The 13,460-nt window shown below is 45.6% G+C and carries 9 protein-coding genes; 1 reads left to right on the forward strand and 8 read right to left on the reverse strand.

Annotation, left to right across the window (positions count from 1 at the left end; all coding sequences use genetic code 11):
- Positions 1–38 precede the first annotated feature (38 nt).
- The 5 genes from EXN75_RS17795 to EXN75_RS12970 all read right to left on the reverse strand — a co-directional run bounded on the left by EXN75_RS17795 (position 39) and on the right by EXN75_RS12970 (position 6,641).
- On the reverse strand, positions 39–176 hold the full coding sequence (locus tag EXN75_RS17795; RefSeq protein ID WP_167639520.1) for a hypothetical protein: 138 nt from the start codon (positions 174–176) through the stop codon (positions 39–41).
- Between the two features lie 219 nt (positions 177–395).
- Positions 396–2,762 carry a beta-galactosidase gene (locus tag EXN75_RS12955; protein ID WP_134844129.1) on the reverse strand — a complete coding sequence of 789 codons (2,367 nt, stop codon included), beginning with the start codon at positions 2,760–2,762 and terminating at the stop codon, positions 396–398.
- A gap of 131 nt (positions 2,763–2,893) precedes the next feature.
- A complete protein-coding gene (locus tag EXN75_RS12960; RefSeq protein ID WP_134844130.1) occupies positions 2,894–3,952 on the reverse strand; it encodes an AMP-binding protein in 1,059 nt (352 codons plus the stop codon).
- Positions 3,953–3,993: 41 nt separating this feature from the next.
- Positions 3,994–5,112, reverse strand: coding sequence for an o-succinylbenzoate synthase (locus EXN75_RS12965; RefSeq protein ID WP_134844131.1), 1,119 nt, complete (start codon positions 5,110–5,112; stop codon positions 3,994–3,996).
- Complete coding sequence (locus tag EXN75_RS12970) at positions 5,112–6,641, reverse strand: carbon-nitrogen hydrolase family protein (protein WP_118116298.1); 1,530 nt, start codon at positions 6,639–6,641, stop codon at positions 5,112–5,114. The genes EXN75_RS12965 and EXN75_RS12970 overlap by 1 nt, the downstream gene beginning before the upstream one ends.
- 197 nt (positions 6,642–6,838) lie before the next feature.
- Between EXN75_RS12970 and EXN75_RS12975 the strand changes: the two genes are divergently transcribed.
- Entirely contained in the window at positions 6,839–7,717 is an 879-nt protein-coding gene (locus tag EXN75_RS12975) for a DMT family transporter (RefSeq protein WP_134844132.1), read from the forward strand.
- A gap of 56 nt (positions 7,718–7,773) precedes the next feature.
- Here the strand turns inward: EXN75_RS12975 and EXN75_RS12980 are convergent, their stop codons facing one another.
- The 3 genes from EXN75_RS12980 to EXN75_RS12990 form a co-directional block, all read right to left on the reverse strand.
- Entirely contained in the window at positions 7,774–9,213 is a 1,440-nt protein-coding gene (locus tag EXN75_RS12980) for an amidophosphoribosyltransferase (protein WP_134844133.1), read from the reverse strand.
- 112 nt (positions 9,214–9,325) lie between these two features.
- Positions 9,326–10,672, reverse strand: a complete 1,347-nt coding sequence (locus EXN75_RS12985) for a citrate/2-methylcitrate synthase (protein WP_118116304.1) — start codon at positions 10,670–10,672, stop codon at positions 9,326–9,328.
- A gap of 19 nt (positions 10,673–10,691) precedes the next feature.
- Positions 10,692–12,950: an aconitate hydratase gene (locus tag EXN75_RS12990; RefSeq protein ID WP_134844135.1), complete on the reverse strand. Its 2,259-nt coding sequence runs from the start codon at positions 12,948–12,950 to the stop codon at positions 10,692–10,694.
- Positions 12,951–13,460 lie beyond the last annotated feature (510 nt).

A 13,460-nucleotide genomic window follows, 5' to 3' on the forward strand; every position in this document is an offset into this window, starting at 1 on the left:
AGAAACAAAAAAGCCCAATCACAGAATTGTGACTGGGTTTATTTCTTAAAAGGGCACTTTTTTAGATACGCCGCGCCTTTCTTCTTGCCAAGCCCTACAGCTGCCAAGAATGTAATTCCGATACCAATAACTGCACCAATACCAACGACGATAGCGATTTTCTCTTTCTTTATCATGTACCTTTTCCTTATTTTTGTTGATGAATTAAGCCTGATTCCTGCTTGTGGGACCCATCAGAAACTACATAAAAAATGCAGTCCCGATTCCCCTTGTTAGGAATGGGACTGCAAAATTACAAATTTATTTCGTATTAAGAGAAGGATTTGTGTTAAAACATCCACTTTCCCCTCAAAAATCATCATTTATGGGTAGTAGGAGCTGGATTGCGCCCCATTTTACTTCTTGATAAAGAGTCTGAAACTCTTCACACTACCTGGAGCACCCTCTTCGGCTCTTGGCAGATATTCGAAGGCTGATACGGTTACCTCCTTGCCCATATCTACAATACAAAGATGAGGGAAGTTAGCACCCTTCTCAGTCTGCCAATAAGTACTCTCCTGCAAGTCAAACATCTTGTCGAGCGTCGAGTTACCCTTCTCGCTATCTGCATAATAAGCTACCCAGTTGTTACGGTCAATCCGGTTACCCTGCGCATCCTGGAGATATACCTCAGCAATGGCAATCTGTGAGTCACCGCTCTGACTGCTGGTGCACTCAATGGCAAAGTAACGACCGGTTACAGGCTTGTCAAGTTTGAGTGTCTGCCAACCATTGCCTGCCTTCAAATCTGCCTTCAGCACTGGAACATCAGAATTCAAATCCATACGATGACCTGAATCATTATGCTTGTTGCTCTTCTCAAGGTTCAACTTATCCAACTCTGGTTTATTCTGGCAGAAAGCTGTTGGAGCTACTGAAGAACCTGGTTTGCCAGCCTCACCCTTCGGACCAACGACATCGAGTACTACCACCTCGTTCTTGCCCTTCTTCAACCAGCAGCCTGGCAAGTACAAAGTCTGCTGAGGACCGATTTGCCAGAATCTTCCAAGCGCATGACCATTGACATAAACCTGTCCTTTGCCGAATGCCTCCATATTAATAAAGGTATCGCCCACCTTGCTGATGTTGAAATAACCGCGATAGTAACCCGCCTTGCTCTTCAGACCAGCCATTCTGTTCATCGGTGCATTGAGCGCATCAATGGCATTCTTGTAATCATCAGGAATAATCTGGTTGTTCCACTGCTTTGGACTTAAAGTGATGTCGCAAAGTTCATCGGCTGTAGAGATGGTTACGTTGCCAATAATACCCTTATAGTCCTTGATGGCACGACCGAAGTTGATACGGCCCATACCTTCCACTACGATGGTCATCTCGCTACCTGCAGCAGCGGCAGGCAGATCGAGTGATTTCTCATTCTTCACACGGTCTATCTTGCCCACATACTTGCCATTGACATATACCTGAGCAAAATCGTGGAATTCACCTGTCAGGGTAGCACCAGCCTTGATTTCCGGCAGTGTGGTGGTATAAACCATCGTACCCCAACCCATGTCCATATCCTCAAATGACAAAGGCTTATTGCTTTCCTTTTCACCGGTGATACCATTGCTCAATGGTCTGTATTCATTCAACTGGAAGGTTGGCACGCTGATGAGGGACATCGGAGCCTTAGGAACAGCAGGTAATTTCTTGCCATCCGTATATTTCGACATCATCTTACGAAGTTCGAAATACTTAGGAGTAGCCAAACCCCATTCATTGATAGGCGCATCATAATCGTAAGAAGTCACATCTGGTTGGAAACCCGGAGAATTGGCACCTGCCCAATGACCGAAACTGGTTCCACCATGGGTCATATAGAGTGAGAAACTGATGCCCTTGGAAAGCATCTCATCCATACCCTCCACCATATCCTTGGCAGGACGGGTTTCATGACGGGCTCCCCATTTATCAAACCAACCGCTCCAGAACTCAGAGCACATCTTAGGCGCATTCGGACGCACCTCGCCCAGTCGCTTAAACTGGTTGTCGATATTGGCACCCGTACCGAAGTTCATGGTCCAAGTCAGATCATCAAGACCATTGTTGAGGAAGTTAGAAGACCAGTCGCACTGGAAGAGACTCACCTTATCAAAACCGCTCTTCTTCACAATATCACGGATAGCGCTCACGTAAGGTTTGTCCTTACCATAAGAACCATATTCATTCTCAACCTGCACCATGATGATAGGCCCCCCATTCTGGATGGTCAGAGGAGCCAGTTGCTTGCCCACCTCTTTCTCGAAGATTTCCACACGCTGCATGAAATAAGGATCCTGCTCACGCAAACGGATATCCTTCTTCTTCAGGAGCCACCAAGGCAGACCGCCCATCTCCCACTCCGCACAAACGTATGGACCGGGACGTACAATGACGTACATACCATTCTTCTGACAGAGGCGACAGAAAGCAGCCACGTCATTATTGCCAGTAAAATCAAACTGTCCCTCCTTCTGTTCATGAATATTCCAGAACACATAGAGACAAACCGTATTCATGCCAAGAGCCTTACACATTTTGATGCGATGCTCCCAGTAAGCACGAGGAATACGAGGATAATGCAACTCAGCCGCCTTCACGACAAAAGGCTTGCCATTCAAAAGAAATGTCTTGTCACCCGTTGTAAAGGTGCCCCCTTTCTGGGCAGCCATCATCTCCGCAGGCGATAAAGCCAACAAAGAGGCTAAAGCCACAGTCTGAATAGTTTTTGTCAATTTCATCTTGTTAGTTTTTGATATATAATTATTATTAGATTTCGATTTCCATCATAAATTCTCGTTCCGCTTGCAAAAATACAAAAAAATATCTTAATTGCAAGCAATCAGCGCTACAATAAGTATCTTTTTCACAATTATTTTTCGAAAAAGCCTCCTCTTTTTACTTTTCCCGTTTCCGTCATCGGTATCTTGTCAACATGGATGAACAGTTTCGGCACCCAGAATTTAGGAAGTTGCTCCTTACAAACCCGTTCTACTACATCCAAATCCACATCCTCAGAGACGAGTACAGCCATTTCCCCAAACTTTTCATCCTTCTTCTTCGTTATCATAAACGGAGACTGTAGAAATGGGCGGAGTTTATCCTCCACCTCCTCTATCTGAATTTTCACACCGCCGGAACAGATTACAAAATCTTTCCTGCCCTTGATACGAAAGGCAACCCGATGGCTACCACATGACTCGGAAGCATCCATCACTTTCAGTTCGGCTATATCATTGGTCACTAACTTTTCTGCACAAACCAAGGGGGCATCAATCACAAGACATCCTTCCCGGTTCACTTCCACCTTTACGCTATCAAAGGGATAATACCATTCACTCGCATCCGGTCCGTTCAGTCGTCTCAAGGCAATATGCGACAGGGTTTCCGTCATGCCATAAGTACTCCAAACAGCAACTTCTTCCGGCAAAGTCATCAATTCAGCAGCGAGTGCCTCATCAATAGCTCCACCCCCAATGATCAGGTTTTTAATCCTCCCCAACCTTTTCCTTTCTTCTGGCACGCTGAGCGAATTGAATACCTGCATCGGTACCATGGCAGCAAAATCGATACCTTTCGCTAAAATTGTAGCAGCAGAACAGGAAGATGATGTATGGAAATCAACAGCTGTAGCCTGCTGAAGAGCTTCATTGGAGAGTGGATGACCACAGGGTTCGACACATACGAGCCGAAGTTCTCTCTCGATGCTTCTCACCGTCATCATTTTTCCTGCAATATAATCGAGGGGCAAACAGAGGAATGCAGAGTCACCGGGCTGAATCCCCAAGAAATCACAGGTAATGCGAGCCGAGTTTCTCATCTTATTCTTCTCGACCCACATCTCCTTCGGTTTACCGGTAGAACCACTGGTATGTACCAGCACCCTGTCCTTCTCATTTCCCCATATCTCTAAAAAATCCTTCAAGTCCATCGTATTCCCTTATATTGTTTTCAAAAAGAAAAACAGGAGACTTAGGGAAGAAAAAACAATTTTTCTCCCCGAATCTCTAATTGGCTCGGCAAATTATCCTCAAACAATTTTCCGGTTCCAAGCCCTTGTGCCATAGGAGCCTCAGCGCCATACGCTTCCTCTCCATAGACCTTAGCACAGAAATGGGCAATCGCATTCAGTCCTACATTGCTTTCCAAAGCGGATGTAATCCAACTTCCAATTCCTCTTTCCCGGGCAAGGGAGATCCATTCCTCACATCCATACATACCTCCATGGAGTGAAGGTTTCAAAACAATATATTGCGGCCGGATGGTATCCAACAGCGCCTGCTTCATCGAACGGACATTGACACCGATCAATTCCTCATCAAGCGCAATCGGCAACGGAGTCTCCCGGCAGAGTTCAGCCATCTTAGGCCACTGATGCTGTTTGATAGGCTGTTCGATGGAATGAATATCGTATCTTGCCAATGTTTCCAGGCGACTCATCGCATCCTCCGGAGAGAAACCACCATTGGCATCCACACGCAGTTGCACCTCCTCCTTGGAATAGCGCTCTCTGATACACTTGACCAGATCCAGTTCTTTCAGGAAGTCGATGGCACCAATCTTCAGTTTCACGCAATGAAAACCCTCTTTCAGTTTCTCCTCCAGTCTTCCTAACATTTCATCGTAAGAGCCCATCCACACGAGTCCGTTGATGGTAATCCCCGCTTCCCCGCGTGCAAAAGGCGTATCATACAATTTGCCCAAGCCATTTGCCCAAGCCGGTACTGCAAATGTCTGCAAGGCGACAGAAGAAGGATCAGCAGTTGCAGCCACCTTTACCTGATGGAAGAAGTCTGCAAATGCCGATTCCAATCCAAAAGTGATGCTCGGATAGGCACGAATCATATCATACGGAATACGTCCCATCTGTTCCACCAGTTGACAGACCTGTCGCAGCGTCGCTTCATATTCCGGCTTTGCATCACAACTCAAATCCGGGAGCGTAGCACATTCGCCCACACCTTTCACGCCCAGTACTTCATCCGAGGATAGCGTGAGGAAGAAACTATGCCGGGTGGTATAAACGCCTCTTGATGTTCCTGCCGGCACCTTGAAATGGAGCGTCCGCTCCGATATCTCTATCTTGTACATTATTTCTTTTTCAATTCATAAAGATCCTTGCGTCTGTCGCGCATATTGCGAACAGCACCATACGTATGCAACTCATTGAGAAGATTCAAATCCACATCCGAAATCAGGATCATTTCCGTATTCGGTGTCGCCTCCGAGCGCTTACCATCATTAGGGAAGGCAAAATCACATGGTGTAAATACGGCACTCTGCGCATACTGGATATCCATATTATGCACACGAGGCAAGTTGCCCACACTACCTGCAATCGCCACATAACACTCATTCTCGATAGCACGCGCCTGTGCACAGACTCTCACACGAGAGTAGGCATTCTGCGTATCGGTCATAAATGGTACAAAGAGAATCTGCATACCATCCTGTGCCATCAGACGAGAGAGTTCAGGGAACTCCACATCATAGCAGATGACAATACCAATCTTGCCACAGTCGGTATCAAAAGTCTGGATATTGCTACCGCCTGTCAATCCCCAACATTTCTGTTCATCAGGAGTCACGTGAATCTTCTCATACATATCCACGCTACCATCTCTGCGGCAGAGGAAACCCACATTATAAAGCGCACCGTCTTCCTTTACCAGTGGCATGGAACCCGTGATGATATTGATGTTATAGCTGATAGCCAATTCACGGAAACGGTCACGAATCTGTTCCGTATATTGAGCCATTTCACGAATACTCTGCGCTTCACCCATGTCATTAAACTTCGCCATCAGTGGAGCATTAAAGTATTCTGGGAAAAGGATGAAATCACTCTTATAGTCAGACACGGAATCCACGAAGAACTCCACCTGTTCAAAGAGATCATCCACAGAAGCATAAGGACGCATCTGCCACTGAACCAACCCGATGCGCACCGTAGGTTTTCTATCTACAAAACTATCCGTTGGTGGCTGGTAATAGATATTATCCCACTGCAACAGTGTGGCGCAGTGTTCACTCTCCTCATCACTTGGCAGATAATTGCGGATGACACGACGGACGTGGAAATCATTGCTCAACTGGAACGTGAGTACCGGGTCGTAGATTTCACGGGAGCGCACCTTCTCGATATACTCCTTCGGACGCATCTGGTCCGCATACTTATGATAGTTAGGAATACGACCACCAAACATGATCGCCTTCAGATTCAACTTTTCGCACAATTCCTTGCGATACTCGTACATACGGCGTGCCAATCGCAAGCCACGGTAATCAGGGTGGATAAACACCTCAATACCATAGAGAATATTACCATTAGGATCGTGTGTATTGAAAGTCTCGTTACCAGTCACCTGCGCATAGGTATGATCACCTTTCACCATATTATAATTGACGATGATAGACAGGGCACATCCTACAATCTTATCATCCACGATGATGACAACCTGACCTTCAGGAAATATAGTAATGAGTTTCTTGATTTGCTGGCGTGTCCAGAACACGTCAGAATCAGCGTAGATACGCTTGAAAGATTTAGCGAGCTGGTCATAATCCTCCATGTGGAGATTTCTCAGGCTCACCTTTTCGATTTTACGAATGGGTTCCATAATACAACTTTTTATCTTTAAACCATCATCGGTTTCAATGAAAGAACCGATATTTGGGGGCAAAAATACAACTTTTCACCCGAAGCACAAAGAGAAAAATACAAAAAAAGGAAAAATGCAGGAATAAAAGCGTTTTTTATCAAAATAATGAGTACCTTTGCAGCCCAAAATGAACCAACAATATAAAAAACAAAAAAGTGAACAGTAATCAAGTTAAAGGTTTTCTGGCGGGCATCATTGCCGCTGTTTGTTATGGTACCAACCCATTGGGTACCTTAGAGCTCTACCATGACGGATTCTCTTCCGGTTCCGTCCTGACCTATCGCTACCTTTTAGCAGTAGTCATGTTTGCCATCGTCTTACTGGTACGCCGTGAAAGTTTCGCCATCAAGTGGGGTCATGCCATCCGTCTGGCATGCTTAGGCAGTTTCTTCGCCCTCTCTTCCACTACGCTCTATGTCAGTTTCCATTATATGGCAGCAGGAATCGCGAGTACCCTGCTTTTTGTCTATCCCATTATGACTGCAATCCTGATGACCGCCTTTTTCCATGAGAAGGTCACCTGGACCAGTACCATCGCCATTCTTCTCGCCGTTTCAGGCGTCGGACTCCTTTATCAGGGAGATGGAAACGCCAAGTTGAGCACAGCGGGTTTTGCCCTTGTGATGGCCTCCTCCCTGCTCTATGCGGTTTATATCATCTCCATCAACCAGTGGAAGAACAACACCATGTCGAATGTCAAATTCACCTTCTGGATATTGGTATTCGGTCTGATAACCGTTGCCCTCTTCACGTGGATATCGGGGGAAAGTTTCCAAATGTTGGAAACACCGAAGCAGTGGCTCTGTGCAGCCCAACTCGCTCTTTTACCGACGGTACTCTCGCTCTTCTTCATGACGATTTCCATCAATCTCATCGGCAGTACCCCTGCTGCCATCATGGGAGCCTTGGAACCTGTTACCGCAGTCGTGATTGGCGTCTGTATTTTTGGAGAATCCTTTACCCTGCAGCTTGCGCTCGGTATTGTTGCTATTCTTGCCGGTGTAACTCTGATTATTCTACGGAAACAGAAATAACCCCCCTATCAAAAAATGAGGGTGTGTCATGGTCTTATGACACACCCTCATTTTTTTTATTCCTCATCTGCAAATTCATGCAGCGTATAGTCGCTACTGCCATCAAAGCAATGGGTGCAGACCTGGCATTTCGGTAAGCCGATCGCCTCAATCAACTGTTCGATGGTATTGAACTTCAAAGTAGTCAAACCGAGTTGACGCGCAATCTCGTCCACCATTCTCTGATATTCAGGAGAACCCGTAGTAGCATATTTATCGAGATTCTTATTGGCATCACCTTCAAACTTCTCGATGATACGACGAGTAATCAATTCCATGTCGCTCTTGGAAGAAGTGAAGTTGATAAATGGACAACCGTAAACCAATGGAGGACAGGCGATTCGCATGTGACATTCCTTCAAACCAGCCTGATCGAAAAGAACCTTCACATTATCACGCAACTGGGTACCTCTTACGATACTGTCATCACAGAAAAGAACTCGCTTGCCTTTGAGCATCGCCTTGTTAGGTATCAGTTTCATCTTAGCTACCAAAGAGCGCATACTCTGGTTGCTTGGAGTAAACGAACGAGGCCAAGTAGGCGTATATTTAGCAATACAACGCTGGTAAGGCACACCCTTACCCGCAGCATAACCCATAGCCATACCCGTACCCGAATCAGGAATACCACTACAGCAATCCACCTCCACATCGTCGGTCTTGGCGAGGTTGCAACCATTGGTAAAGCGCACATCCTCCACATTACGTCCCTCGTAGGTAGAAGTTGGGAAACCATAATAAACCCACAGGAAAGAACAGATCTGCATCTTCTTATTGGCAGGTCTCAGCTGCTCAAGTCCATCAGCAGTCATCTTCACAATCTCTCCCGGACCCACCTCATACTCAGTCTCATAGTCGAGATTAGGGAAAGAGGTAGATTCGCTGGAAGCAGCATGGGCACCATCCTTCTTGCCGATAATAAGTGGCGTGCGTCCCCAACTGTCACGGGCACAGATGATACCATCCTCGGTGAGAATCATCATCGTACAAGAGCCCTTGATGTGATGATATACATTCTCGATACCCTCTTTGAAAGTCTTGCCCTGAATGACGAGCAAGGCAACAAGTTCAGTAGGATTGGTACTGCCGGAAGACATCTCAGCAAAGTGCATGTTCTTCTCCAGCAAATGTTGGGTAAGTTCATCCTTGTTGGCAATCTTTGCCACTGTACAGATGGCAAATCGGCCAAGATGAGAGTTCATGATGAGCGGCTGTGCATCCGTATCGCTGATGACTCCAATACCAGAGGTAGCCCCTTCAAACTTATCTAATGAAGTTTCAAACTTGGTTCTGAAATAAGAGCTTTCGAGGTTGTGGATAGAGCGCACGAAGCCTTTATCCTGACTGTAGGTTGCCAAACCGCCTCGGCGTGTGCCGAGATGTGAGTTGTAATCAGTGCCGTAGAAAAGGTCTGCGACACAACTTTTCTTGGAAATCGTTCCGAATATGCCTCCCATAAGAGTATAAATTCTATATTAATGTTTGAAATATGGGTGCAAAGGTACTAAAAATGAAGAAATCTCGCAAGAAAAGCGTGCAAAAACTTTTCTTGCGAGATAAATAATTGTTTTATCTGTCCATGAGCGGCGTATAATCCAACTCTCCCAAAATATTCTTATAAGCAGGACGGATGATACGGCGACCTTCGAAGTTCAGTTCCTCAATACGATGGGCTGTCCAACCCACGATACGTGCCATGGCGAAGATTGGTGTATAGATTTCCTGTGGCAAACCAATCATCTCATAGATGAAACCGCTATAGAAGTCGAGGTTGGCACAAGCCGGTTTGCTACCACCACGATGTTCCTGCAAGCACTTGATACCTTCCTGTTCGATGAGTTTCAGGAAGTTATATTCATCCTCTCTACCCTTTTCCTTAGCCAACTCACCTGCCAGGCGTTTCAGTTCCACAGCACGTGGGTCACTCAAGGTATAGACGGCATGACCGATACCATAGATCAGACCGGTCTTGTCATAAGCCTCCTTGTTGAGCATACGTTTCAAGTAAATATCAAGTTCACTGACATTCGTCCAATCCTTGATCGCTTCCTTCAGGTGATGGAACATATTGATAACCTTGATGTTAGCACCACCATGAAGAGGACCCTTCAAACTACCGATACCAGCAGCAATAGAACTGTAGGTATCCGTACGGGTAGAAGAAGTAACACGTACGGTGAAGGTAGAGTTGTTACCACCACCATGCTCAGCCTGGATAATCAGGAGCAAGTCGAGCATACGCGCATCCAGTTCTGAATAATTCTCATGCTTCATCATATAGAGGAAATTCTCTGCAATAGAGAGGTTCTCACGTGGATGACGGATATGCAGACTTCTACCCTGCACAGAGTGACGATAGATATTGTATGCGTATGCGATGATGGTAGGGAACTTGGCAATCAACTCTATACTCTGGCGCATCAGGTTGTCACGACTGATATCATCCGGATTTGGATCGAAGGTGTACATTTCGAGCACACAACGAGCCAGGATATTCATGATATTGCTACCCTCCAACTCAATGATATGGGTAATCGTACGGTGATCGAGCGGCATATTATCATTGATGAGTTCCCTGAAAGCCTCCAATTCCTCCTTGTCAGGCAACTGACCGGAGAGCAAGAGGAAAGCCACCTCCTCAAAACCGAATCGCTTCTCCTTGAGAAGAGGAGTTACAAGGTCGTCCAATTCATAGCCACGATAGTAGAGTTTACCCTCGGTAGGTTTCAATTTACCTTGCTCATCACGCTCATAACCCACCACATTACCGATATTAGTCAAACCGACGAGCACACCCGAACCATCCTCATTGCGAAGACCACGCTTCACATTGAATTTGGTGAATGCCTCCTTATCAATCTTGCATGAGTTTTTAACCTCATCACTTAATTTATATATCAAATATTCCTTGTTCATAATTATTCAAATTAGAATGTTATTTCTGCGCTGCAAAATTCAAGGCACTACCAGCCTTAAACCATGCGATTTGCGTATCATTATAGGTATGTTCTACCTCGAAGCTATCCTCAGAGCCATCCTTGTGCTTAAGGGTGACGGTAAGGTGACTGCCTGGTGCAAACTCCTTGAGACCAGTCAAAGAGATACGGTCGTCTTCCTGTACCTTATTATAATCATCCTTGTTGCAGAAAGTAAGCGCAAGCATACCCTGCTTTTTCAGATTGGTCTCGTGGATACGGGCGAAACTCTTGGCAAGAATCACCTTCACATTGAGGAATCGAGGTTCCATCGCTGCATGTTCACGAGAAGAACCCTCACCATAGTTGTCTTCTGCCACTACGATGCTGCTGATATTCTGCGCTTTATAAGCCTTGGCAGCAGTAGAAACCTCCACGTATTTGCCATCCAACTGGTTTTTCACCTTGTTGCTCTCACCATTGAAAGCATTCACGGCACCCATCAGGAGGTTATCGGAGATATTCTGCAGATGACCACGGAACTTCAACCAAGGACCTGCCATAGAGATATGGTCTGTTGTACACTTACCCTCTGTCTTGATCAGCAGCGGCATGTCGATCAGATCCTTCCCATCCCAGGCAGCAAACGGAGCGAGTTTCTGAAGTCGGTTGCTATCCGGAGCAATCACCACCTCAACGTTGGCATTTTCCTCGCTTGGAGCAATAAAGCCCTTATCTTCTACGGCAAATCCCTTAGGAGGGAAAGTAAAACCGGTAGGAGCATCGAGCATCACGCTGTTGCCATTCTTATCTAATAAGGTATCCGTAGCAGGATTAAAGTCGAGACGACCGGCGATGGTAAGTGCCACCGTCAATTCAGGGCTACCGATAAAGGCGTAAGTATTAGGATTGCCATCAGCACGACGGCGGAAGTTTCTATTGAAAGAAGTAACGATGGCATTCTTGCGCGTATTGTCATCCGTATGGCGCTTCCACTGTCCGATACATGGACCACAGGCATTGGTCATGATCAGTGCACCGATCTTCTTGAAATCATCGAGGATACCGTCACGCTCAGCGGTATAGCGTATCTGTTCAGAACCCGGGTTGATAATCAACTGACCTTTCACCTGAATACCCTTCTCGTAAGCCTGACGAGCCACACTGGCAGCACGGGCGAGATCCTGGTAAGAAGAGTTGGTACAACTGCCCACCAATCCCACTTCAACCACCATCGGATAGTCATTGGCAGGACCTTTCGCCTTCATGTGAGAGATTGGAGTAGCCGCATCTGGCGTAAACGGACCATTGAGATGAGGTTCTACCTTAGAGAGGTCGATTTCCACAATCTGATCATAGAAAGCAGACGGATTGGCAAGCACCTCATCATCAGCACGGAGTTCAGCCGCATTCTGCTTGGCAAGAGAAGCAATCTCCTCTCTACCTGTCTTACGGAGATACTCATCCGCATTTCCATCGAATGGGAAGATAGAACAGGTAGCACCCAGTTCTGCACCCATATTACAGATCGTAGCCTTACCTGTCGTAGAAATACTGTCAAGACCATCACCGAAGTATTCGAGAATGGCATTGGTACCACCCTTTACGGTAAGAATACCGAGAATTTCGAGAATCACATCCTTAGGAGTAGCCCAACCCGAAAGTTTACCAGTAAGATGAACACCGATGAGACGAGGCATCTTGAGTTCCCAAGGCTGACCGGTAAGAACATCTACCGCATCCGCACCACCAACACCAACAGCCACCATTCCGAGTCCACCGGCATTAGGCGTGTGCGAATCAGTACCCACCATCATACCACCAGGGAAGGCATAGTTTTCGAGTACCACCTGATGGATGATACCAGCACCCGGACCCCAAAAACCGATATGGTATTTCTGAGAAACAGATTTCAAGAAGTCATAAACCTCCTTATTGGTCTTGCACGCCTCAGGAAGGTCTTGTGCAACACCCACATCCGCACGAATCAAGTGATCACAATGAACAGAGGCAGGTACGGCCACTTTGTCCTTACCCGCATTCATGAACTGAAGAAGAGCCATCTGAGCCGTTGCATCCTGCATTGCCACACGATTAGGTCGGAAATCAACATATTCCACACCTCTTTTATAAGGGCGCAATTGTGTGGAGTCGAAAAGGTGAGCAAAAAGCACCTTCTCGGCATAAGTAAGAGGTCGTTTTACCGTAGCTTTAGCCTGAGCTACACTTTCAGAATACGAAGCATAGAAGCTTCTCAGCATGTCAATGTCCAGTATCATCTTATTCACTATTTAAATTAAACTATGCAATTTATTCACTATTTGAACTAAACTATTTGCAAAAATACGAAATATTTTTCATATCGTAGCATTTTTCTTGAATTATTTATCATTTTGCCAGTAATTTTTGATTTTTTATATGAATTTGTTGCATAATTATGCTAAATATGCCGGAAAAAGGGATCGTAAAAGAAAAAAGGCGAAAGAGACAAGAACCATAAAAATGTCGCAAAATGGTGACAAAAGTGTGTATTTTAGGAATTAAGGCATTTTTTTCACATTTTCTTAACAAGAATACGGAAAAAATTATATAAATTTGCAGCATATTTGAAAATGGAGGTTAAAATCGACAGAAATTTTAGCCCCAAAACATTATTAACTAATGAGCCCACTTTAAAAAGTAAGGCCTGTTTAAGATGTTTATATTTCACGATAATAATCTTCGATTTATGCCGTTATCTGGAGTATTTTTCGTATCTTTACACCATCAATCAAACAGAATGACTATGT

It is taken from the genome of Segatella hominis, from assembly GCF_004535825.1.
GTDB lineage: Bacteria > Bacteroidota > Bacteroidia > Bacteroidales > Bacteroidaceae > Prevotella > Prevotella hominis.

Excerpts from the sequence above, each read along its gene's own strand:
- EXN75_RS17795 (WP_167639520.1), bottom strand. The coding sequence starts at position 176 with ATGATAAAGAAAGAGAAAATCGCTATCGTCGTTGGTATTGGTGCAGTT.
- EXN75_RS12955 (WP_134844129.1), bottom strand. The coding sequence starts at position 2,762 with ATGAAATTGACAAAAACTATTCAGACTGTGGCTTTAGCCTCTTTGTTG.
- EXN75_RS12960 (WP_134844130.1), bottom strand. The coding sequence starts at position 3,952 with ATGGACTTGAAGGATTTTTTAGAGATATGGGGAAATGAGAAGGACAGG.
- EXN75_RS12965 (WP_134844131.1), bottom strand. The coding sequence starts at position 5,112 with ATGTACAAGATAGAGATATCGGAGCGGACGCTCCATTTCAAGGTGCCG.
- EXN75_RS12970 (WP_118116298.1), bottom strand. The coding sequence starts at position 6,641 with ATGGAACCCATTCGTAAAATCGAAAAGGTGAGCCTGAGAAATCTCCAC.
- EXN75_RS12980 (WP_134844133.1), bottom strand. The coding sequence starts at position 9,213 with ATGGGAGGCATATTCGGAACGATTTCCAAGAAAAGTTGTGTCGCAGAC.
- EXN75_RS12985 (WP_118116304.1), bottom strand. The coding sequence starts at position 10,672 with ATGAACAAGGAATATTTGATATATAAATTAAGTGATGAGGTTAAAAAC.
- EXN75_RS12990 (WP_134844135.1), bottom strand. The coding sequence starts at position 12,950 with ATGATACTGGACATTGACATGCTGAGAAGCTTCTATGCTTCGTATTCT.